This window comes from Streptococcus mitis (assembly GCF_003942995.1).
GTDB classification, from domain to species: Bacteria; Bacillota; Bacilli; order Lactobacillales; family Streptococcaceae; genus Streptococcus; species Streptococcus mitis_CV.
In genome coordinates this window covers 47,696-70,351 of record NZ_RJOH01000004.1, presented here as the reverse complement: position 1 = coordinate 70,351, position 22,656 = coordinate 47,696, and the positions used below count along the sequence as shown (strand labels likewise).

Genomic DNA, 22,656 nt, shown 5'->3' with positions numbered 1-22,656 from the left:
TTAATCTTTTGGTGTTTCTGTAAATTCTTTCTTAGGTTTGTGATCCTTGTGATGACGTGGGCGGTGAGGTCTCTCAGACTTTTCACTATTTTCATCATGCTCAGGTTTTGGCGGACGAGGAAGAAGAGCCTTCATAGAGGCATCGATACGGCCTTTTTCATCAATCTTGATAACCTTAACATCGACTTCGTCTCCGATTTCTACCAAATCTTCTACACGGTTAGTACGAGTCCAAGCCATTTCAGAGATGTGTACGAGAGCATCTGTCTTGTCAAAGAGGTTGACAAAGGCACCAAATTTCTCGATACGAACAACCTTTGCGTGATAAACTTCATCCACTTTGGCTTCACGAACCAAACCAGCAATGATTTCTTTGGCACGGTTGATAGCATCTTGGTCGCTAGAGTAGATAGACACATTTCCTTCTTCATCGATATCAATCTTAACGCCTGTTTCAGCGATAATCTTGTCGATGGTTTCTCCACCCTTACCGATGACAATCTTAATCTTGTCCACATCAATCTTGATGGTATCAATTTTCGGAGCAGTTGGAGCCAATTCTGGACGAACTTCTGGAATGGTTGTTTCAATCACATCAAGGATTTCAAAACGAGCTTTCTTGGCTTGGGCAAGGGCTTCAGTCAAGATTTCTGCAGTGATCCCTTGAATCTTGATATCCATTTGTAGGGCTGTAATCCCGTCACGAGTACCTGCAACCTTAAAGTCCATATCTCCAAAGTGATCTTCCAAACCTTGGATATCTGTCAATACTGTATAGTTGTTTCCATCTGAAATAAGACCCATGGCAATCCCTGCTACTGGCGCCTTGATTGGCACACCACCAGCCATAAGGGCAAGAGTTCCCGCACAGATAGAAGCTTGAGATGAAGAACCATTTGATTCCAAGACTTCTGCTACCAAACGGATAGCGTATGGAAATTCCTCCAAGCTTGGCAAGACTTGAGCAAGGGCACGCTCACCGAGAGCACCGTGACCGATTTCACGACGACCTGGCGCACCGTAACGACCAGTTTCCCCTACAGAGTATTGTGGGAAGTTATAATGGTGCATAAAGCGTTTCTTGTACTCTGGATCCAAACCATCGATGATTTGAGTTTCTCCCATTGGGGCCAAAGTCAAGACTGAAAGAGCCTGAGTTTGTCCACGAGTGAAGAGACCAGAGCCGTGCACACGAGGAAGGAAGTCAACAACCGCATCCAAAGGACGGATTTCATCAACCTTACGACCGTCAGGACGTACCTTATCTTCTGTGATCAAACGGCGCACTTCAGCGTGTTCCATTTGTTCCAAGATTTCAGCCACATCTCGCATGATACGGTCAAATTCTTCATGGTCCGCATATTTTTCTTCGTAAACGGAAATAACTTGGTCCTTAACTGCTTGAGTTGCAGCTTCACGAGCCAATTTTTCTTCTACTTGGACCGCTTTTTGGAGGTCGCTGTTGTAGGCTGCGATAATTTCAGCCTGCAATTCAGCGTCCACATGAAGCAATTCCACTTCTGCTTTTTCTTTACCAACAGCTGCAACGATTTCTTCTTGGAAGGCAATCAATTCTTTGACTGCTTCGTGCCCTTGAAGAAGCGCCTCCAACATGATTTCTTCTGACAATTCTTTGGCACCAGACTCAACCATGTTGATAGCATGTTTAGTTCCTGCAACTGTCAATTCAAGAAGAGAGCGCTCTGCTTGTTCTTGAGTAGGGTTGATGATGATTTGACCATCTACATAGCCCACTTGTACCCCAGCGATTGGTCCGTCAAAAGGAATATCTGAGATAGAAAGTGCCAAGGATGAACCAAACATAGCAGCCATAGGTGCAGATGCATTTTCATCATAAGAAAGGACAGTGTTAATCACTTGCACTTCATTACGGAAACCTTCCGCAAACATTGGACGGATTGGACGGTCAATCAAACGCGCTGTCAAAGTCGCATCCGTTGAAGGACGTCCTTCACGTTTCATAAAGCCACCAGGAAACTTCCCAGCCGCATACATTTTTTCTTCGTAGTTGACTTGAAGAGGGAAAAAATCCCCAGTTGCCATCTTCTTAGACATCACGGCCGCAGTCAAGACAGTTGACTCACCGTAACGTACAACAACAGAGCCATTTGCTTGCTTAGCAACCTGACCAGTCTCTACAATTAACTCACGACCCGCAAAAGTCGTTTGAAACACTTGTTTTGTCATTTTAATCCCCTTTGGATTGATGAAATTATACGCCTTGCCTACAAAGATCAGGATACAAAGGGCGTAAAGAATCCCGTATGAAAATAGGAGATTGACGCAGTGTACCATGTACACCAGGAAATCTATCTTTTTCACTAGGGATTTAGCCCGTGTTCAATTACTCAAGATATTTTGGACGGTTCGGCTTGCCGAACATTTCTGTAGAAAAATAGGAAGGTAACGTCGCACTCGATGAGTGCTAGGAAGCTTATCTTTTTTCCTAAGAAATGAGGCCAAAATTCAATTAAGTATCTTTTTGATATTTCCCTGAAATAGTGCGGACGGGAGGTAAAATTATCCAGTGGATGATTTTAGAAATCCAATGGAATTTCAATGATAATTTTTAATTACTTCGCCTTTTCATTTCTATGATCAGGCTAAAATAGTTCCCCGAACTATTTTACTCTCAAAAATTCCGTCCTAGAAAATAACAGAGTTATTCTCTAGGATACCACGATAGCGTGAAATATCTTTTAAATACTCACTCCGTTCGTGTTTTTTGAGACACACATTATCAGATTTTGTTTAAAAAATAATCAACTTTAAACAAACTTCTACAACCTAAATACCCTCATCTTTGTATCAAGTACGTACAGAGTCTATTTTATCATATTTTTCTTAAAAAGTGCGGTCTTTACCATTAAAAAGGAACCATTCCCCTCAACTGAGAAGAATGGTTTGCTTTTTATTATCCTAGAGACTGATGATTAAACAAGGCATGGGTTGCTTGGTGGATGTATTTTGCTGTTTCTGCATTGTTCATCGTATAGAGATGCACACCGGCAACATCCTGAGTTACCAAGTCCACGATTTGATCCACTGCATAGGCAAGTCCTGCTGCTCTGAGCGACTCAGGGTCATGCTCATACTTGTCTAAGATGGCTTTAAATTTGCGTGGAAGATGGATATTCTCACAAGTCTTCAAGAGGCGGAGAGCCTGATTTCGATTCAGAATTGGCATAATCCCTGCATGAATGGGTACATCAATCCCAGCCAAGATGCACTTGTCTTGGAAATCATAGAAGCGCTCATTGTCAAAGAAAAGCTGAGTTACAAGGCTCGAACAACCTGCATCTACTTTCTTCTTAAGATTTTGAATATCTGAAATCTGATTTGGTGAATCTGGGTGACCTTCCGGATAACAAGCACCAACAATATCAAAGTGAGGAGCTTGTTCCTTGATGAACTCAATCAAGTCCGTTGCGTAGCGGAAATCCTTTTGTGGCTCCACATCAGGGATAATATCCCCACGAAGAGCCAAGATTTTCTGCACCCCAACCTTGTCCAAGTCAGCAATAGTTTCAGCAACCTTGTCCTTGGTCAAATAGATGGCTGGTAAGTGGGCAATAGTCGGAATCGCCAAGTCATTTTGGATAAAGTCAGCCAAACGAACCGTCGTTTCCTTGATATTAAATTTATTATTGCTGGCAGTTACACTGATAAAGTGAGGTGCCAACTCCTGCATATTTTGAAGAGCAGCAATAATCTTATCGTTGCCTACTGCTGGGTTTGGAGGAAACACTTCAAATGAGAGTGACGGTGTTTGGCGTGACATAGTCCTTATCCTTTTCTAGTTGATTTTTTTCGTTAGCTGGATTCCTAGAATCCAAGTGAAACAGGCAGATTGACCAAACAGCGCTTCTTGAGAAATCCTTATCTTACAATTTCTCACGCGCAGCTTTAGCTGCTTCAACAAGGCGGATCAAGCTTTCTTTTGTTTCTGGAATACCACGTGTTTTCAAACCACAGTCAGGGTTGATCCAAACTTTCTTGCTTGGCACTTTAGCAAGGATGGCTTCGATTGTGTGGTCGATTTCGCCTTCATTTGGCACACGAGGTGAGTGGATATCGTAAACCCCAGGTCCCACTTCTGTTTGGAAGTTTTTCGCTTTGAGTTCGTCCAAGATTTCAAGGTTTGAACGGCTAGCCTCAAATGAGATAACGTCCGCATCCATGTTGTCGATAGCTGGGATGATATCTGTAAATTCTGAGTAACACATGTGAGTGTGGATTTGAGTATCTGGCGCTACTGTTGAGTGTACCAAACGGAAGGCAGGAATAGCCCAGTCAAGGTAGTCTTCGTACCAGTCGCTACGACGAAGTGGCAATTTTTCACGAAGAGCAGCCTCATCGATTTGGATGATCTTCACACCAGCAGCTTCAAGGTCCAGCACTTCATCCTTAATAGCAAGGGCAATTTGAAGAGTAGAATCCTTGATAGAGATGTCTTCACGTGGGAATGACCAGTTGAGGATGGTAACAGGTCCAGTCAACATACCTTTAACAGGTTTGTTTGTACGGCTTTGTGCATAGCTAGACCATTTAACAGTGATAGGGTTAAGACGAGTTACATCACCCCAGATGATTGGTGGTTTCACCCCACGCATACCGTATGACTGTACCCAACCATTTTTAGAGAAGAGGTAACCTGACAAGTTTTGACCGAAGTACTCAACCATGTCATTACGCTCAAATTCACCGTGAACAAGGACATCAAAGTCGATATCTTCTTGCCATTTGATCCATTCATCAATCGTTTCAGCAAGGAAAGCATCGTACTCTTCTTGAGACAATTCACCTTTACGGTAAGCCAAACGCTTCGCACGAACTTCTTTTGTTTGAGGGAATGAACCGATCGTTGTTGTTGGAAGAGCTGGAAGTTTGAAAGCTTCTTCCTGGATAGCTTCACGTTCTGCAAAGGCTGGCAAACGAGTGTAGTCTGCGTCTGTCAAGCCAGCGATACGCGCACGAAGTTCTGCATTTTCACCCACACGCTCAGTCGCAAAGAGTTCTTTGTTAGCTGCAAGTGCTTCTTCACCTTGACCATTACGGATAGCATCCAAATCACGAATCTCATCCAATTTTTCAACTGCAAAGGCAAAGTGGTTCAAGATAGCTGGTTCAAATTCCTCATTAGCAGTTGTAAATGGCACATGAAGAAGTGAGCATGAGCTTGTCAAGACAATGTTTTCAGCTGGAATTTGCTCAAGAACAGCCAAGCTCTTTTCATAGTTGTTACGCCAGATGTTTTTACCATTGACAATACCTGCGTAGAGAGTCTTATCAGCTGGGAAACCACCTTTAACGAGTTCAAGAGTTTTCTTACCTTCAACGAAGTCCAAACCGATGGCATCAACCGGCAAGTTTACAAGGTCAGCATAAACATCACGTACATCACCGAAGTAAGTTTGAAGCAAGACTTCAAGACCTTTTTTGTCAGCCAAAAGTTTGTTGTAGAGGTTCAAGAAGAGAGCTTTTTCTTCAGCTGTCAAGTCTTTTACAAGAGCCGCTTCATCCAATTGGATACGAGTCGCACCAAGTTCAACCAATTTAGCAAAAACTTCTTGGTAAGCAGCCACTAAGCTGTCTACGAAGTCTTCTGCTTTCACACCTTCTTCAAAGTCTGACAATTGAAGGAAAGTGAATGGACCTACAAGAACTGGACGAGTGTTGAGACCAAGTTCTTTTGCTTCTTGGAACTCATCAAAAATCTTGTGACCTGCAAGTTTAACTTGAGTATCTTTTTCAAATTTAGGAACGATGTAGTGATAGTTGGTGTTAAACCATTTCTTCATTGGAAGGGCGCGAACGTCCCCTTTTTCTCCTTGGTAACCACGACCCAAAGCGAAGTAGCGCTCAAGGTCAGACAAGTCCAAGTTTTGAACTGAAGCAGGTACCACGTTGAAAAGGAAAGCTGCATCTAGGAAGTTGTCATAGTGAGAAAAGTCATTTGATGGGATTTCAGTGATGCCTTTTTCTTTGACAATATTCCAGTGTTTAGCACGCAAGGCTTTTGCTGCTGCCAAGAGTTCTTCTTCTGAGATTTCTTTTCTAAAGTATTTTTCAGTTGTAAATTTTAATTCGCGGAATTCACCCAAACGTGGGAAACCGATGATTGTAGTTGACATGATGTGTCCTCCAAAATTTGTTGTTGAAACTATCTTAACAGAAAAGAAATCATCTGTATAATTGTAAAAAATTAGGCTTTGATATAGTTTGAAACTATATCTCCGTTTTAGACAAAAGAAAAAGACCTGGGACAAATGTCTCAAATCCTTTGTGTAGCTTGTTTTTTAACTATATTTCAGTTAGACGGTTCAAACGCGTTATTAGTAATTCTTATAAGTGACTATGACTTGTTATTAGAAAAGACTATAGGTTGATTCTCCTTTGGTATTTCTGATATTTCCCTTAAAAAGTACGGACGGGAGCAACTTACTTCGTAATTTCATCCCTAATTTTTGAGCCAGAATGTCTCAAAAATTCCGTCCTAGATAATAATAAATTATTATCTAGAATACCACTATAGCGGGAAACATCCGCTAAAAGCTCACTTCGTTCACTCTTAATTAAAAAAGTTTGATTTTCTAAAATTATAAAATTGAGGTACTATAACTGTTAAATTTGTTAAATCTTTCCAACTTCTACCACTCAACTCTTTTCCTGTTTAAGTGGGACGACTGCTAATGTCTTTCCCAAACTGGATAAAACTTTTAAGACTGTATCTAACTGAGGACTAGTCTTTCCTGTTTCCATTCTAGCTATGACAGGCTGACTTACTCCACTAAGTTCTTCTAGCTTTTTCTGGCTGATTCCTTGCTCATGTCTGGCTTCAATCAACTCACTCATGATAGCCACTCGCATATCACTTTCAAGAATTTCCTCCTTGGTAAAGAGTTCAGATCGGACATCCTTCCAATTACTCCCAATAGCACTATTCTTCATCACTTAATCCTCTTTCTTTTAAGTCCTTCAACTCACGTTTGGTTTTTTAAAAATTATAACTTAAAAGTTATTAAAAGTAAATCTGAACACTCATAAAAAGAAGACCTTAGAAAAACTCTAAGGCTCTCGTCTTTATTATTCGAAAAAATTACGAGAAGAGTTATAAATTGAAGGCAATCCTTACTATTATTCCAGCTCTATCCCCTTCTCTCGGAGATTTGCCAGGCACTCCTCAAAGTAGGCAGCATCGTGCTCCTTGTAAATAGGGCTCGTCAAAGTCTCCTCAGGTAAATCCTCATAAGATGGACAAATCTTACCACGGTAGTTCTTGTCCAGCCACTCTGAACTAACATTATAACCACGGTCAGCCATCTCCTCCATGATTAAGCGATGATAGGCATAGAGACGATAGGGCGAGTGAGTAAAAACATAGTCCACCGTCGCATGCTTTCTGCCCCAGCCATTGCCACGCAAGGCACAACACTCTCGATGCTGTCCCAAGAGTTGAGGACGAGGAAGTTGTGAAATCAAAGCCTCATGCCAAAGTCTCATGGGAGTCTCCTTTCAGTAATGTCGAATGTTGCAAGTAGGTATTGGGATAGCGTTCAAGCAACTCTCTCGTCTTAGCAATCACATCTTCCTTGTAAACCTGACCATAGCGGTAGCGATCCAGCAAGAGCATATAGTCTTTGCGCTCAATATCTGTCGCTTTCTTTTTGAAATAGCCCCAAATATGCTGAAAGGCATTGCAGACCTGACCCCTGTGTTCTGGAATCTGACAGGCACGGTCAATCATCTCTTGAACCATACTCACCTCCACCTCTTCATTCTTCAAGTATTGACGAATCTCATTGTAAATATTGCTGGAATGACTCAAAACGAGGTATTTGTTTCTCGCCCATAGTTGCTGGCAAAGTGCACGTTGGTTGTTATTTTCCATATTTCTCCTTACTTTCTACTAGTTCCCCGGAAATATGGAAACAAAGTTGTATCTAAAAAATGAGCGAATTATGAGCGGAATATGAGCGAATCAAGAGTGTTTTTTGTAGTTCCTGATTTTTCTAATAAACCTTGTTTGACAATACTTAAATACCTGAATAAGTCTCTACTAACAACTGAATCTTACGCAAAACTTCTTGCTTTTTCCGTTCACGCGCTCCTTGTCTACGAGAAGTTGGTGGAATAATCGAATCCAAATCAGTCCCACTATTTTCAGCATAACCTCGTTGAATTGATTTGTCTATGAATAATTGATAATCAGCTACAAGTTTCTCAGCCTCAGCTAGGTCGTGAATCGCAATTTTCTTGCGCTCCTTGCCATATTCGTAGAAAGCATTGATGATCCCATCATGGTCTTTCAATTTTTGCAAATCGGTGTCATTGATAAACCCGATTACCAACTCTTCTTTGGCACGAATATCAATACTAGAACGAATCACACGACTAACTTCTGCTTTCATTGCTTCTTTAGACTCAGAGTTCTTCGATTTCTCAACAATCAATGCAAGAATGTAGTCCAGATTAATCTCATCTGTTTTTAAGAGTTCGATTTCAAATTCAACATCTGAAAGATCAACATCCAAATCCTTGGTCTTTTCATAATTTTTAAGGTTCAAAAATTCATCTCGAATTTCCACATAAGTGCTTCTTAAATCCTGAAGATAACCTTCTGAAATAGGTTTGTCGATTTCTTGAAATTCGTCATAATTTCGAAGAACATTATCAAGCTTCAACAACTCACCAAACAACTTAACAAACTCTTTTTTATCATGCTCTGTTTCAATTTCTTGCGGATTCGGGAATCTTTCCAGAATTTCCTGACAAACCGCAGTATAGCCTTTGACCTCGATACCCGTTACTTGGTCAACGAAACCATCCATATATTCACTAAAGCTTTTTTCTAAGATGATTTCAAGCTTATTGGTGTCTCCAAAAGTCTTAATAGCTTCTTGCGTAGCCTTTTCTAAATCACGGAAACAAACAATATTCCCAAAAGGTTTAACCTTGTTAAAAATCCGATTGGTTCTCGAGAAGGCCTGAATCAAACCATGATAACGTAGATTTTTATCGACAAAGAGTGTATTCATAGTCGGGGCATCAAATCCCGTTAAGAACATACCGACCACAATCAGCAAATCCACTTCCTTGGATTTAACTCGTTTGGAAAGGTCACGATAGTAATTTTGAAACTCCTTCCCATCAGCTGAGAAGTTGGTCTTAAACATGTGATTATAATCATCAATCGCTCTAGAAAGAAACTCTTTAGAAGATAGAGGCATGGCTGTTCCTTGAGGCTCTAGCTCTTCATCTTGAATTTCGCCGTAAGCTGACTGTTCTTCGTTAGGTGCAAAGCTAAAGATAGTCGCAACTTTCAAACGCTTAGCCTCTGGTAAAGCTGCTTGCTGTCGTTGGAGTTCTTCATAGTATAATTTTGCTGCTTCAATACTTTGTACAGCCAGCATAGCATTAAATCCAGACAATTGTTTTTGTTTATGAGTATAGTGTTGATTTCGGTGTGTTTTTGTATTATACACGCGAAGTAAGTATTCTGTGATGGTTGCTATCCGTTCTGGATGTAGAAGTAGCTCCTTCTCCATCTTTTTGAGTTTCTTCTCATCAATCTCTCGGCCAACTGCTTTTTCAGCTTCTCTATACTTATTAATTTCAGGCTTGATATAGTTGTAATCAACCTTGAACTTCAAGACTTTTTTATCTCGAATAGCATCCGTGATAACGTAGTTATGAAGTTGTTCTCCAAAAACTTCTTGTGTCGTTTCACCCGTCAAACTATTTTCTGGGAAAATTGGTGTCCCTGTAAATCCAAATAAGGCATACTGTTTAAAGGCCTTCTTAATACGCTTTTGCGCCTTCCCAAACTGAGAACGATGACACTCGTCAAAAATCAAGACACATTTCTTAGCATAGACTTCATGATTAGGATTCGCAGTGATAAACTTATTTAACTTTTGAATAGTTGTGACAACGATTCGATCATCATTTTCTTCGATACTGCGTTGTAGTTCTTTTGTATTGTTACTACCATTGACTGAATTTGGTTGGAATTTTTGATATTCCTTCATAGTTTGATAGTCTAAGTCTTTTCTATCTACAACGAATATCACTTTGTCAATGTAGTCCAACTCTGTCGCTAAGCGCGCAGTCTTAAAGCTGGTCAAGGTTTTCCCTGACCCTGTCGTATGCCAGATATAACCACAAGCATTGATGGTTCCAAAATTCTTCATTTCATTGGAAGAATGAATCTTGCGCAAGATACTTTCAGTTGCTGCTATCTGATAAGGACGCATGATGAGCAAGGTATTATCCACATCAAAAACACAATACTTGGTCAAAACTTCCAAGAGGACACGCTTGCTTAAGAAAGTAACAGTAAAATCTTCCAATTCGTGAATAGTCTTATTCTTACGGTCTGCCCACTCACAGGTAAACTCATAGTGATTTTTATTCTGAGCTGTTGTATTTGCAAAGTAGCGTGTATAAGTGCCATTCGAAATCACAAAAATCTGAACATACTTATACAAAGAATTTTCGCTGTTAAAGCTTTCCTTACTATAACGGTGAACCTGATTAAAGGCTTCTTGTAGACTAACTCCACGCTTCTTCAATTCAATCTGAACTAGCGGAAGACCATTGACTAAAATGGTCACATCATAACGGTTGGTATGACTCCCCACTTGCGTCACTTGGTTGATGACCTGCATACTGTTGTTGTGAATGTTTTTCTTGTCAAGGATGAAAATATTTTTAATCCGTCCATCATCAAAAACAAAGTCATAGATATGATTTTCTTGGATTTTTCGTGTTTTTTCAACCAAACCTTCATTGGGACAATCTAAATACTCGACTACAAAACGTTGCCATTCAGCATCCGTAAACGTAACCTTATTAAGCTTTTCAATTTGAACCTTTGCATTCGCTAAAAGCTCCGCAGGTGTATGGATATCCAATCGTTCATAATTGAGACCATTGACTAAATCCATAAGCAATTGTCTTTCCAAATCTGCCTCAGACTGAAATTCTCTATCTGTGCGATACTCTGGTTGATACTCAGCCAAGAGAATCCCTTCATTTGTTTCCGCAATTACTTCATGTACTTTTGAATAATCAACCATAGTATGCTTCCTTTTATTGTATTAATTGAGATTCTTTCTCAAAATGATTCAAGAATTTATCTAGTAAAGTTTAATAATTGTTCTCTCCAGTATTCATACTGTTTCTGTCTTAGTTCGATTTCTTTTGGAAGACCTTCAGAAAGAGAGTTGGTTAGGGTGTTAAAATTGTCAAGAATGGAGACGATTCTCTCTTGCTCGGAAAGGGATGGGAGAATAAAGCTATACTGCATAATCGCTGCTTTATCTCCACGAGGCATCTTTGAACCTTTTGCATACTGCATATCATAGGAAAAGAAACGATCGTCTGATAAAACATAATAAAGATACTGACTTTCCAAACAAGAAGGAAATAAATTTTGAATAACCAGCACATCTCCATTGGTTCCACCAGATTGATTAGCATACCATATTTTCTTAAGGTAAGGTCTAATATTCCCAATCAAAATATCATCTTGGTCATAACCTGTAAAACTTCCTTGCTCAGGTAAATAAGTGGCGACTGTTTTCCCATTTCTATCTTGCAACAAATTATCCACCCCAACATAATTCTCCGAAGTCAATTTCGTAGCCTCTATCCTAGCCTTGCTATAACGTGCCATAGCTCCCAACTCCACTTGAATTGGACCAAATACCCACTGTAAAAGCTTGATAATAGCGGAGTTGTCCCACTCCTCTACTCTACTCTCAGTGTACTCGCCTTCGGCGACGAATGTCAAGAGTTTTTCTCTAAAATATTCGTACTGTTTTTGGCGTAGTTCAATCTCCTTGGGAAGTCCGATGTTTAGGTCATTACAAACCATATCAAAGTTGTCCAAAACTTGAACAATACGTGACTGGATTTCAAGGGAAGGGACGGGAATTTTATACTTCTTTACCAAAGCATCAGAAATTGCTGGATAACTTGCTCCACTCTGATTTTCTTCCAAGTATTTATAAAAATCACTTGATGAAAATATATGATATACGTAGTTAGGTAAAACCTCACCATTTGTTCTAAAAACATAAAATCCTGTACTACAAATCTGGTCATTGTAGTCATCTGTAATTTTAGTAAAACGTTTCAAAGTTGGCCTTGTCGTACCTAAGATAATATCATTTGATTTGACAATCTTTTGAGCTCTACTTGGAGCAGTTGATTTAGTTATTGATGTAGTCTCAGTAATCTTATTAGAAACTCTATCTACTGACGATAAATCTATATATTTAAATTTTTCATCATCTCCAATTTTATTCCAAGAAATATTACTTGTTCTTTCAGAAACTGCATCAAGTGTCTTCCACTCAACCTGATAAACCTCATCCTCAAATGATAACAGTTTATCTCTATAAAAAGAATATTGCTTTTTACGTGAGGTCAATTCTGAGGTCAATTCTGAGGTCAATTCTGTAACATAATCCGTGAATTTGTCAAGTGTTTGCACTATTTTTTCTTGAATTTCCAGAGGAGGGATGGGGATTTTGATTTTTTTCATTTCAGCCATTGAAACACTTTTAACTGTTCCTCCTGCTTTTCGTCCTTCTATATCCTTTCTAATCTTTTCGGACTCAAACAAATACATCAAAAATTTAGAACATATCTGCTCTTTTTTAGGTTTAATAGCATAGACTCCTTCTTTTATATTCCAATTAGTTGGAGTTTTTTCAATTATGGCAACATTTCCTATTGTCCCAGTACCCGTAAAAAGAACATCTCCAATTTCAAGATTAGATCGATTCTGACATAACATCAATCCATCATTATTTATTAAATCTGTTTTTTCAGATGGAACAATTTTATGTCCTCTTATTTCTCGTACAGTAATATAATAATTCGAAGCGTCAGAAGTATTTAATTGAAAAAATTTACGAGGATTTAAACCTGTTTTTATGGAATGTGCCACTTCCCCCAACTCTTTCCACTCAACAGGACAGTTTGGGATTTCTTCTAGAATGTTCATCAGTTACCTCCTTCCTTGGCTAGATTTTCAATGTTTTTAATTTCCTTGAGGTAATCTTTTTCAACTTGACTGAGGGTCTTGGTTTGATAGCTCTTATATTCCTTATCTACCTTCTGCTTCATCTGTTCACGAGAGATAGAGCCACTATTGTCCAGCAAGTCTTCTCCAGTAGCCAGAAGGATTCGATCCACATGTGTCACCCAGTCAGCCATAGTCATGACTACTTCTCGCTCTGCCTGTCTTTCAGCAAAGTCTAGATATCCTGATACAAGCTGATTAAGTCCACGGAGTTCCTTTTCTGTCAGATAGTTCTTGGCAACTTTTGCTTCGGATAAAGTAGGAAGGTCTCCCTTAAAAGTGGTCAAGCCCATAAACTCCTTCTCGCTATCAACACGATTGTAAATGAGTTCACTAGCAGTATTGTGGTGAATGGCGTAATGCATCTTATTTTGCACTGTCGCAAAGAATTTCTTTGCCTCTGGTGAATTTGCATTGTAGTCACTAGATGTTGCGAAAAGATCTAAAACCTGACGGTAAAAGACTTTTTCACTTGAGCGGATATCTCGGATTCTTTCAAGAAGTTCTTTAAAGTAAGAGCCTCCACCCAAGTTTTTCAAGCGCTCATCATCCATGGCAAAGCCCTTAATCAGATACTCTTTCAAGACTGTCGAAGCATAGAGTCTGAACTGAATGCCACGAGGAGATCGAACTCGATAACCAATCGCCAAAATCATATCGAGATTATAGTAAGCGACATTTCGCTGAACACTTCTATTCCCCTCATTTTGAACTGTCAACTTATAGTTGACAGTTGCCTCTTCCGATAATTCTCCATCTTCAAAAATAGCCTTGATATGTTTACTAATATTTTGCTTGGAAGTTTGAAAGAGCTCAGCTAGTTCTTGTTGGGTCAGCCAAACCGTTCCATTATCCAAGTGGAGTTCAATAGCAGACTCCCCGTCATCAGTTCTATAGAGAATCACATCATTTGCCATGGCTCAATTCCTCTACAATCTTGGCTATCTCTGCACGCAAGTGATCAATCTTGGCTACAGTTTCTGCAATTTCTTGATTGAGCACATCAATATCAATCTTCTCACGTGTATCTTCTTGTTCGACATAGGTTGAAACAGATAGGTTATAATCCTGCTCTGAACCAATCACATCATTGTCAACAAGAGCAGATTTATAGTCAACATTTTGATAATTAGAGAATAATTCAACTATATGTTCGATATTGCTATCCGTCAAAACATTGTTGTTAGTCTCTTTTTTGAATTCCTTACTCGCATCGATAAAGAGCGTTTTGTTCTCTAGTTTATTTTTTGCCAAAACCAAGATCGTCGTTGCGATAGAAGTTCCAAAGAAGAGATTGTCTGGAAGGGCAATGACTGCTTCAACAAAGTTGTTATCTACCAGATACTGACGAATGGTCTTTTCAGCTCCGCCACGATAGAAAATACCTGGGAAACATACAATGGCTGCCCGACCTTTATTGGACAAATGATTGAGACTATGCATGATAAAGGCAAAGTCAGCTTTTGACTTAGGAGCTAGCTTACCAGCTGGCGCAAAGCGGTCATCATTTATTAGAGTTGGATCTCCATCTCCCACCCATTTGACAGAATACGGAGGGTTAGAAACGATAGCATCAAATGGCTTTTCTTCTAAATGCTGAGGATTTAAAAGGGTATCTCCTCGCTTAATATCAAAGTTATTGTAGTTGATATTGTGCAAGAACATATTCATACGAGCCAAGTTATAGTTGGTCATATTAATTTCTTGACCAAAGAATCCATCTTCTAGAATATGGTCTTCATATTGTTTTTTCATTTGAAGAAGGAGAGAGCCTGAACCACATGTTGGGTCATAGACCTTGTTAATCTTGTCCTTGCCGACCATCACTAGACGAGCTAGTAGTTTAGAGACTGTCTGTGGCGTGAAAAACTCACCACCACTTTTTCCTGCATTACTAGCATAGTTGGAAATCAAGAACTCATAAGCGTCCCCAAAGGCATCGATGTCATTTTCCTCAAAGTTACCAAAGTTAATGCTATTGATACCATTTAGAATGTCAGAAAGTCGTTTATTTTTTTCTGGAACAGTTCCACCAAGGATATTGCTTCGTGTATCCAAGTTATCAAACAAACCTTTGATATCATCCTCTGATTTGAAGCCAATCGCTGATTTCTCAATAGCTTGGAAAATATTGGCCAAGTCTTCGTTTAAATTTTCATTTTGCGAGGCATTCTCGACAACATTTTCAAATAGTTGACTCGGAAGAATAAAGAATCCCTTATCCTCAACTGTCCCTGGTTTGAAATCTTGCTCAGCTTCTTGGTCACTCAATTCAGCATAACGAAATTCTAAGTCGCCAGCTTCATGCTCGGCGCGGTCAAAATAGTCTGCCATATGCTCTGAAATAAAGCGATAGAAAAGGATTCCTAAAATGTATTGTTTAAAATCCCAACCATCTACAGCTCCACGAACATCGTCCGCAATCGCCCAAATCTTACGATGCAGTTCCTTGCGTTCTGCATTTTCTTTACTTGCCATTTTTACTTCCCTTATTAAATAAATGTATTATCTCTTCTATTTTATCATATTTTAAGAAAACCCACTCGAAGCGAGAAGAGCGAGTGGGTTATGACCTATTTTTAAAATAATATTTGACAATTGTTTTCTATAAATTCAATTACTTTTGACTTTATCATGGTAGTAGAGCATCTTTCATACCTTCCATATCATCACTCTTTACAAATACAACATTCTGTTTTCCTGTTAACTCTATCAGTTTTTCTTTCCCCAGAATGATTGCGAGATTCTTAATAATAGATCGTTTTGCTAGTTCATTGAAATAAGTGAAAATAAATCGATATTTAAACATTCTATTCTGTTCTGATACAATCTCTACTAACTTTAAGCATTTTTGGAATATTTCTTTATCCAAGGGATCTACTGAGTGTCCAAAAATAATGATATTTTTAGGAAATGATTTCGCTATCCCCACACTTGAATACTCATAAACTGGTTTGAAAAAGTCTTCAAATTTAGTTCCTGTTTCTTTAACAACTCTTTGATAATATTTCTGATAAGGAATTAAATCACTGTTGACATTATTTTCTTTGTCCTCAATTCCAAAGACCATCGTATTGATTCGATTGAAAGTTCTATCCAAATCAATTCGGCCATGTATAAAATGAGTTTTTTCCTCAGAAGTCCCAAATAAATATCCTGATGTATTAGTATAATTAAAGTTTAGAACTGAAGAATTTGATAAATCTGATATTGCATCTAAAGCTGTTGGCCTTGCTTCAATCTTTTGTACATCAAAATCTATATAATCTAAATACGACAGATAAATTTCTAATAGCTCAATTAATAAATCAAGTTGATTGATAAATTCATTATTCAATTTTTCTAGTGCAACTTCTCTTTGTAGTAATCTCCAATTTTTCTCATAGAATAATTTAGAAAAATTATCAACAACAAATATTTTGGCATAAGCATTATTATCTTTTAGAAGTTTTTCCTTCAATCCTTCTGAATGTCTCTTGTTAGGTTCATTCATATTTTCATTATATAAAATATTATTCTCTTTAAAATACATTATTGCATCCGCGAGTTGGGAGATCATGATTTCAAGATTAGACCAATTATCTCCAAGAGTATCTTTGTTTTCGTTGATAAATTTCAAATATAAATTATCTTTGTATTTCTCAATACTAATATTTTTAGCTTTTAAAAACTCCAGTAACTCCTCATCTGGATTAGAAAATAATTGTTTTTCAAACTCAATAAAATCGGTATACTTCGTCTTTCGCCCCATAGCAATATCAAAACCATTACCTAGAATTAAAATTGTATCTGCCATGATTTTTTCTCCTCTACATTATAGATTATTACCAAAATTATACCACGAAACCACAAAAATCCCCTTAGAAATCCGCTTCTAAGGGGTTGTCTTTATCCTGCTGGTTCGGCTGGTTTGGTCTTTTTATCTTTCTTGCTACTAGTAATGAGACGGCGCTTGCTATCTCGGATGCTATTGAGTTCCTTGAGGAGTTGAGTCAAGTGTTCCTTTTCAGGGTAGGCTTCTGCACTAGCTGCGGTATAGCGTATAAAGAGGTCGTAGCTGGTTGAAAGTTCGGTACGGAGTTGTCTAGTCTTGCCGACTTCCTTGGCAGACTTAGAAGCACGCGCCTTACTTTCCACTTGGTCATATTCTTCTTGAGCATTGACTACCGCCGTCAGCATGGGTGTCAGTCCTAGGCTGGTCACTGCCTCATGATAGGGTGTTTCACTAAGCGTTTTGAGAAGGCTCTTGATTTCTGCCGTCTCCACATCATTGCTGTGCTTAGTGATATCCTTGTACTTGCCAAAGACTGGTTTCAGAGTTTCATGAGCTTCTTTGAGCTTTGCATCCTTAATCTTAGCAAATCCTCTATGAAGGGTAAAGAGACCGACCAAGGCACTATCACGATTGCGATCAACTTCTGTCAGATTACTAGAATCTTTCGTCTCCACAGCCGCAAGTTGAGCTTGAAAATCATCTAGCTTGGTCTTGAAGGGTTCCAAATGTTTGGCATACATGCCCTCATCCTTGTTTGCCTTAGAAAAAGTAGCTAGACTCTGATGAGTATCCATCATTAGGCTTTCAAACTCACGGTTGGTAAAGTTGCTGTAACTAAGTGGGCGAATAGCGTATGTTTTTGTCATGATGATATCCTTTCTATTTAACGAATCATTTATTATCTTCTCTATCAAACCAAGACTGGATTAGTTCTGGAAGATAGACCTGTTCTTGATCTGTTTTTACAATGCTTCCTTGTCTAGGAGGTTGAATCAAAGGTCTATCCTTAAATACAAAGACTTGAAACAATGCACAGACCAAAAATAGAAGCACCCATAAAGGAAGTGTCGATAGCATACTATCCTCATCATCTCTAACTTTCTTCATCAATTTTTCTCCTTTAATTTGATACATTCATTCTAACAGTTTCCCAAAACATTTTGTACTTCATCCGCTCAACTATCATTATTCCCATCTAAAATGTACTTTTCAGGACAAATCAGATATTTCCAAATTAAAAAATCTCTTTCTGACTGGAAATAAACTCCGTCCATCAGATAGAGACTCTTGCTATTTTTCGATTTTAGCCTTTCTAGCTTTAGAATACATATAAACTTTAGCAAATACGACTATTCGAAAGCTAGAAGACCTAAAAACTTTCGTAGATAAGCTATTCGAAGCTTAGAATACTTTTAAATTTATGAAATTACGCTTATTCTAAATCTATAATACATGTAAACTTTAGGAAAGAGATCTATTCTAAATCTCGAAGGCCTGTATTCCCATCTATTTCTCATCAAAAAGACTCATTCCCCCTTTCTCCTCCAAAATATGGTATAGTAGAGTTATACTATCTATGAGGAGTTTACATGTCACAGGATAAACAAATGAAAGCTGTTTCTCCCCTTTTACAGCAAATTATCAACATCTCATCGATTGTCGGTGGGGTTGGGAGTTTGATTTTCTGTATTTGGGCTTATCAGGCGGGTGTTTTACAGTCTAAGGAAACCCTCTCTGCCTTTATCCAGCAGGCAGGTATCTGGGGGCCACCTCTCTTTATTTTTTTACAGATTTTACAAACGGTCGTCCCTATCATTCCTGGAGCCTTGACCTCGGTGGCTGGGGTCTTTATCTACGGCCACATCATCGGGACTATCTACAACTATATCGGCATCGTGATTGGCTGTGCCATTATCTTTTATCTGGTGCGCCTCTATGGGGCTTCCTTTGTCCAGTCTGTCGTCAGCAAGCGCACCTATGACAAGTATATCGGCTGGTTGGACAAGGGCAATCGTTTTGACCGTTTCTTTATCTTTATGATGATTTGGCCCATTAGTCCAGCTGACTTTCTCTGTATGCTGGCTGCCCTGACCAAGATGAGTTTCAAGCGCTATATGACCATCATCATTCTGACCAAACCCTTTACCCTCGTGGTTTATACCTACGGTCTGACCTATATTATCGACTTCTTCTGGCAAATGCTTTGACATGTAAAAAATCCGTTTGGTTTCCCAAGCGGATTTTTAGAGCGTAGATTGACTATAGATTGATACTAAATATACTTTAGTATGGAAATCATGCCTATTTTTCGATAGTGAGGTGAGAACTTACCTAGCCTTTCCGCCGTGATAGAAACACCTGAAATCTAATGGTTTCAGGTGTTCGGAAACTTTGAGACATTAGGCTCAAAGTTTAGGTATGGAATTTCGAAGAAAGTCGCTACCGTCCGTAATCACTTAAGGAAAGGCTCAAAAATATTGTTTTCAACCACAAAATCCGTTTGGTTTCCCAAGCGGATTTTGTGCTTTATTTTGAAACTTCTTTTGCAAGAACAAAGTTCCCAAGTGTGGCAGAACCATTTCCTGCTACTGCTGGTGTCACGATGTAGTCACGCACATCAGGTACTGGTAGGTAACCATTGAGAAGAGATGTAAATTTCTCACGGACACGGTCTAGCATGTGTTGTTGAGCCATGACCCCTCCACCAAAGACAATCACGTCTGGGCGGAAAGTCACTGTCGCATTAACCGCAGCTTGAGCGATATAGTAGGCTTGAACATCCCAAACAGGGTTGTTGAGTTCAATATTTTCCCCACGTACACCTGTACGAGCTTCCAAACTTGGACCAGCTGCATAGCCTTCCAGACATCCCTTATGGAAAGGACAAACACCCTTAAACTCTTTTTCAATATCCATTGGGTGTCTAGCAACATAGTAGTGACCCATTTCAGGGTGACCCACACCGCCGATAAACTCACCACGTTGGATAACACCTGCACCGATACCTGTACCGATTGTGTAGTAAACCAAGTTTTCAATACGAGCACCAGCATTGTTACGGGCAACCACTTCACCATAAGCAGAGCTGTTTACGTCTGTTGTGAAGTACATTGGCACGTTTAGGGCGCGACGAAGGGCACCAAGCAAGTCCACATTTGCCCAGTTTGGTTTTGGAGTCGTTGTGATAAAGCCATAAGTTTTTGAGTTTTTATCAATATCAATCGGACCAAATGAACCAACTGCAAGACCAGCAAGATTATCGAATTTCGAGAAGAACTCAATGGTTTTATCGATTGTTTCGATTGGAGTTGTTGTTGGAAATTGTATTTTTTCTACAACGTTAAAGTTTTCATCACCGACAGCACAGACAAACTTTGTACCGCCCGCTTCCAAGCTTCCATATAATTTTGTCATGATAAACCTCTTGTTTTTATTTTCTTTATTATAGCATATTTTAAAAATCTAAGTTTCTCAATTTTTTAGATTTTCCTCTGTAAATCTTACTATTCAAGCAAAAACGAACAAACATGTCATTTGTTCGTTTTCATTTAGCTAGGAAAGATTAGGCTTTCACTTCGATAAGAGCATCACCCTTCGCAACTGAACCTGTTGCGACTGGAGCTACTGAAGAGAAGTCAGCTGTGTTTGTAACGATAACCATTGTTGTATCATCAAGACCAGCTGCAGCGATTTTGTTTGAGTCAAATGTTCCTAGAACATCGCCAGCTTTAACCTTATCACCTTGAGCAACTTTTGCTTCAAAACCGTCACCGTTCATTGTTACAGTGTCGATACCAACGTGGATCAAGACTTCAGCACCATCAGTTGTTTTCAAACCAAAAGCGTGTCCTGTTGGAAAGGCAATTGAAACTTCAGCATCAGCTGGTGCATATACCACACCTTGGCTTGGTTTCACAGCGATACCTTGCCCCATAGCTCCACTTGAGAAGACTGGGTCATTGACATCAGCAAGAGCGACAACATCACCAACGATAGGAGTTACAAGTGTTTCATTTTGAAGAGATGCTGGAATGTTACCAGTTGTTTCTTCTTGGACCAAACGTTCTGTCTCTACTTCAGTAGCAACTTCTTTTTCATCCTCATAACCAAACATGTAAGTAAGAGCAAAACCAAGTGCAAATGATACAGCTACCATAAGAAGGTATTGTGGAAGTTGTCCGTTACCGATGTAAAGCATTGTACCAGGGATGATGGTGATACCATTACCAGTACCAGCAAGTCCAAGGATAGAAGCCAATCCACCACCGATTGCACCAGCAATCAATGAAAGGAAGAATGGTTTACGGAAGCGCAAGTTCACCCCGAAGATAGCAGGCTCTGTAATACCTAGGAAGGCAGAAAGAGCAGCTGGGAAAGCAAGTGTTTTCAGTTTTGGATTTTTAGTTTTAACACCAACCGCAACAGTCGCAGCACCTTGAGCTGTCATAGCAGCTGTGATGATCGCGTTAAATGGGTTAGCATGGTCAGCAGCAAGCAATTGAACTTCAAGCAAGTTGAAGATGTGGTGCACACCTGACACGACGATCAATTGGTGAACCCCACCGATCAAGAAACCACCAAGACCAAATGGCAAGCTGAGGATCGCTTTTGTAGCGATAAGGATGTAGTTTTCAACGACGTGGAAGACTGGTCCGATGACAAAGAGTCCAAGGATAGACATAACCAAAAGTGTCACGAATGGCGTTACTAAGAGGTCAATCACATCTGGAACAACCTTGCGGACAGCTTTTTCAAATTTAGCTCCGACAACCCCGATGATGAAGGCTGGAAGAACTGAACCTTGCAAACCAACAACAGGGATGAAACCAAAGAAGTTCATAGCTGTTACTTCACCACCTGAAGCGACTGCCCAAGCGTTTGGAAGTGAGCCAGAAACAAGCATCATACCAAGAACAATACCAACGGCTGGATTTCCACCGAATACACGGAAGGTTGACCACACAACCAAACCTGGCAAGATGATAAAGGCTGTATCTGTCAAGATTTGAGTGTAAGTTGTCACATCAGCTGGAAGTGTCATTCCAAGAGCAGTCAAGAGACCACGCACACCCATGAAGAGACCTGTCGCTACGATAACTGGGATGATTGGAACGAAAACGTCACCGAAAGTACGGATAGCACGTTGGAACCAGTTCCCTTGTTTAGCAGCTTCTGCTTTCATGTCATCTTTAGATGATGTTGGCAAACCAAGTGCAACAACTTCATCGTACATTTTGTTAACTGTACCTGTACCAAAGATGATTTGGTATTGACCTGAGTTAAAGAACGCACCTTGAACTTTTTCCAAGTTCTCAATCACTTCTTTATTGATTTTTCCTTCATCTTTGACCATGACACGAAGACGAGTCGCACAGTGGGCAACACTGTTGACATTTTCACGTCCGCCCAAGGCATCGATGACTTTTTTTGCAATTTCCTGATTGTTCATTTGCAAAAATCTCCTTATATAAAATTTCGTTATTGTTTGAAAGCGATTTTATCCGCCCTACGACTATTATTTTATCATGTTTTAGAAATATGTCAAGCGTTTTGCAGAAAAAATATTCTATCCACTTAGTAAGCTCGCTTTAGATTGATTGATTTTGACTGTTTTAGCAGGATTTCCTTAAAAAACAAGTTTGAAATCTTAGTTAAAAGGCTTTTGTTTCATTATCTTTCATATTTTCTTGAAAAGTTGATTAATTTCCTGCTTTAAATTTATGATAAACGTTTAACAGTTTTTTCTCTTTTTTAACATAAAAGG

At 39.3% G+C, this 22,656-nt stretch carries 16 protein-coding genes; 1 reads left to right on the top strand and 15 read right to left on the bottom strand.

Annotation, left to right across the window (positions count from 1 at the left end):
* The 13 genes from pnp to D8836_RS03915 all read right to left on the bottom strand — a co-directional run bounded on the left by pnp (nt 1) and on the right by D8836_RS03915 (nt 17,999).
* On the bottom strand, nt 1-2,208 hold the full coding sequence (gene pnp, locus D8836_RS03980) for a polyribonucleotide nucleotidyltransferase (RefSeq protein ID WP_125393215.1): 2,208 nt from the start codon (nt 2,206-2,208) through the stop codon (nt 1-3).
* A 727-nt stretch (nt 2,209-2,935) separates the two neighbouring features.
* The gene (metF, locus tag D8836_RS03970; protein WP_125393214.1) at nt 2,936-3,802 is read right to left on the bottom strand and encodes a methylenetetrahydrofolate reductase [NAD(P)H]; all 867 of its coding nucleotides are present in this window, start codon (nt 3,800-3,802) and stop codon (nt 2,936-2,938) included.
* Nucleotides 3,803-3,905: 103 nt separating this feature from the next.
* Nucleotides 3,906-6,155, bottom strand: coding sequence for a 5-methyltetrahydropteroyltriglutamate--homocysteine S-methyltransferase (gene metE, locus D8836_RS03965; protein WP_125393213.1), 2,250 nt, complete (start codon nt 6,153-6,155; stop codon nt 3,906-3,908).
* 523 nt (nt 6,156-6,678) lie between these two features.
* A complete protein-coding gene (locus tag D8836_RS03960; RefSeq protein WP_125393212.1) occupies nt 6,679-6,972 on the bottom strand; it encodes a helix-turn-helix domain-containing protein in 294 nt (97 codons plus the stop codon).
* 186 nt (nt 6,973-7,158) lie between these two features.
* A complete protein-coding gene (locus D8836_RS03955) occupies nt 7,159-7,524 on the bottom strand; it encodes a TIGR02328 family protein (RefSeq protein WP_125393211.1) in 366 nt (121 codons plus the stop codon).
* Nucleotides 7,508-7,912, bottom strand: a complete 405-nt coding sequence (locus D8836_RS03950) for a YbgA family protein (RefSeq protein ID WP_049390293.1) — start codon at nt 7,910-7,912, stop codon at nt 7,508-7,510. Before D8836_RS03950 ends, D8836_RS03955 begins: the two co-directional genes overlap by 17 nt.
* A 145-nt stretch (nt 7,913-8,057) precedes the next feature.
* A complete protein-coding gene (locus D8836_RS03945) occupies nt 8,058-11,102 on the bottom strand; it encodes a type I restriction endonuclease subunit R (RefSeq protein ID WP_125393210.1) in 3,045 nt (1,014 codons plus the stop codon).
* A gap of 56 nt (nt 11,103-11,158) precedes the next feature.
* Entirely contained in the window at nt 11,159-13,039 is a 1,881-nt protein-coding gene (locus D8836_RS03940; protein WP_125393209.1) for a restriction endonuclease subunit S, read from the bottom strand.
* Nucleotides 13,039-14,034 (bottom strand): virulence RhuM family protein, encoded by a 996-nt coding sequence (locus D8836_RS03935; protein ID WP_125393208.1) that lies wholly within the window; start codon nt 14,032-14,034, stop codon nt 13,039-13,041. The genes D8836_RS03940 and D8836_RS03935 overlap by 1 nt, the downstream gene beginning before the upstream one ends.
* Nucleotides 14,024-15,595, bottom strand: coding sequence for a type I restriction-modification system subunit M (locus D8836_RS03930; protein ID WP_125393207.1), 1,572 nt, complete (start codon nt 15,593-15,595; stop codon nt 14,024-14,026). The genes D8836_RS03935 and D8836_RS03930 overlap by 11 nt, the downstream gene beginning before the upstream one ends.
* Before the next feature lie 154 nt (nt 15,596-15,749).
* The gene (locus tag D8836_RS03925) at nt 15,750-16,913 is read right to left on the bottom strand and encodes an AbiH family protein (RefSeq protein WP_125393206.1); all 1,164 of its coding nucleotides are present in this window, start codon (nt 16,911-16,913) and stop codon (nt 15,750-15,752) included.
* A gap of 92 nt (nt 16,914-17,005) precedes the next feature.
* A complete protein-coding gene (locus D8836_RS11155; RefSeq protein ID WP_185761592.1) occupies nt 17,006-17,758 on the bottom strand; it encodes a DUF6261 family protein in 753 nt (250 codons plus the stop codon).
* 25 nt (nt 17,759-17,783) lie between these two features.
* Nucleotides 17,784-17,999: a hypothetical protein gene (locus D8836_RS03915; RefSeq protein ID WP_125393205.1), complete on the bottom strand. Its 216-nt coding sequence runs from the start codon at nt 17,997-17,999 to the stop codon at nt 17,784-17,786.
* Nucleotides 18,000-18,481: 482 nt separating this feature from the next.
* Between D8836_RS03915 and D8836_RS03910 the strand changes: the two genes are divergently transcribed.
* Nucleotides 18,482-19,099 (top strand): TVP38/TMEM64 family protein, encoded by a 618-nt coding sequence (locus D8836_RS03910; RefSeq protein WP_125393204.1) that lies wholly within the window; start codon nt 18,482-18,484, stop codon nt 19,097-19,099.
* A 319-nt stretch (nt 19,100-19,418) separates the two neighbouring features.
* On the opposite strand, the gene scrK is transcribed toward D8836_RS03910, so the two are convergent.
* On the bottom strand, nt 19,419-20,306 hold the full coding sequence (gene scrK / locus D8836_RS03905; protein ID WP_125393203.1) for a fructokinase ScrK: 888 nt from the start codon (nt 20,304-20,306) through the stop codon (nt 19,419-19,421).
* A gap of 148 nt (nt 20,307-20,454) precedes the next feature.
* Entirely contained in the window at nt 20,455-22,341 is a 1,887-nt protein-coding gene (locus D8836_RS03900; protein WP_125393202.1) for a sucrose-specific PTS transporter subunit IIBC, read from the bottom strand.
* Nucleotides 22,342-22,656: the final 315 nt, after the last annotated feature.

Bases quoted from the DNA above. Each gene is read 5' to 3' on its own strand.
- D8836_RS03910 (WP_125393204.1), top strand. From the start codon at position 18,482: ATGTCACAGGATAAACAAATGAAAGCTGTTTCTCCCCTTTTACAGCAA.
- D8836_RS03925 (WP_125393206.1), bottom strand. From the start codon at position 16,913: ATGGCAGATACAATTTTAATTCTAGGTAATGGTTTTGATATTGCTATG.
- D8836_RS03930 (WP_125393207.1), bottom strand. From the start codon at position 15,595: ATGGCAAGTAAAGAAAATGCAGAACGCAAGGAACTGCATCGTAAGATT.
- D8836_RS03940 (WP_125393209.1), bottom strand. From the start codon at position 13,039: ATGAACATTCTAGAAGAAATCCCAAACTGTCCTGTTGAGTGGAAAGAG.
- metE (WP_125393213.1), bottom strand. From the start codon at position 6,155: ATGTCAACTACAATCATCGGTTTCCCACGTTTGGGTGAATTCCGCGAA.
- D8836_RS03915 (WP_125393205.1), bottom strand. From the start codon at position 17,999: ATGAAGAAAGTTAGAGATGATGAGGATAGTATGCTATCGACACTTCCT.
- metF (WP_125393214.1), bottom strand. From the start codon at position 3,802: ATGTCACGCCAAACACCGTCACTCTCATTTGAAGTGTTTCCTCCAAAC.
- D8836_RS03945 (WP_125393210.1), bottom strand. From the start codon at position 11,102: ATGGTTGATTATTCAAAAGTACATGAAGTAATTGCGGAAACAAATGAA.
- D8836_RS03900 (WP_125393202.1), bottom strand. From the start codon at position 22,341: ATGAACAATCAGGAAATTGCAAAAAAAGTCATCGATGCCTTGGGCGGA.
- pnp (WP_125393215.1), bottom strand. From the start codon at position 2,208: ATGACAAAACAAGTGTTTCAAACGACTTTTGCGGGTCGTGAGTTAATT.
- D8836_RS03950 (WP_049390293.1), bottom strand. From the start codon at position 7,912: ATGGAAAATAACAACCAACGTGCACTTTGCCAGCAACTATGGGCGAGA.
- D8836_RS03960 (WP_125393212.1), bottom strand. From the start codon at position 6,972: ATGAAGAATAGTGCTATTGGGAGTAATTGGAAGGATGTCCGATCTGAA.
- D8836_RS11155 (WP_185761592.1), bottom strand. From the start codon at position 17,758: ATGACAAAAACATACGCTATTCGCCCACTTAGTTACAGCAACTTTACC.
- D8836_RS03955 (WP_125393211.1), bottom strand. From the start codon at position 7,524: ATGAGACTTTGGCATGAGGCTTTGATTTCACAACTTCCTCGTCCTCAA.
- scrK (WP_125393203.1), bottom strand. From the start codon at position 20,306: ATGACAAAATTATATGGAAGCTTGGAAGCGGGCGGTACAAAGTTTGTC.
- D8836_RS03935 (WP_125393208.1), bottom strand. From the start codon at position 14,034: ATGGCAAATGATGTGATTCTCTATAGAACTGATGACGGGGAGTCTGCT.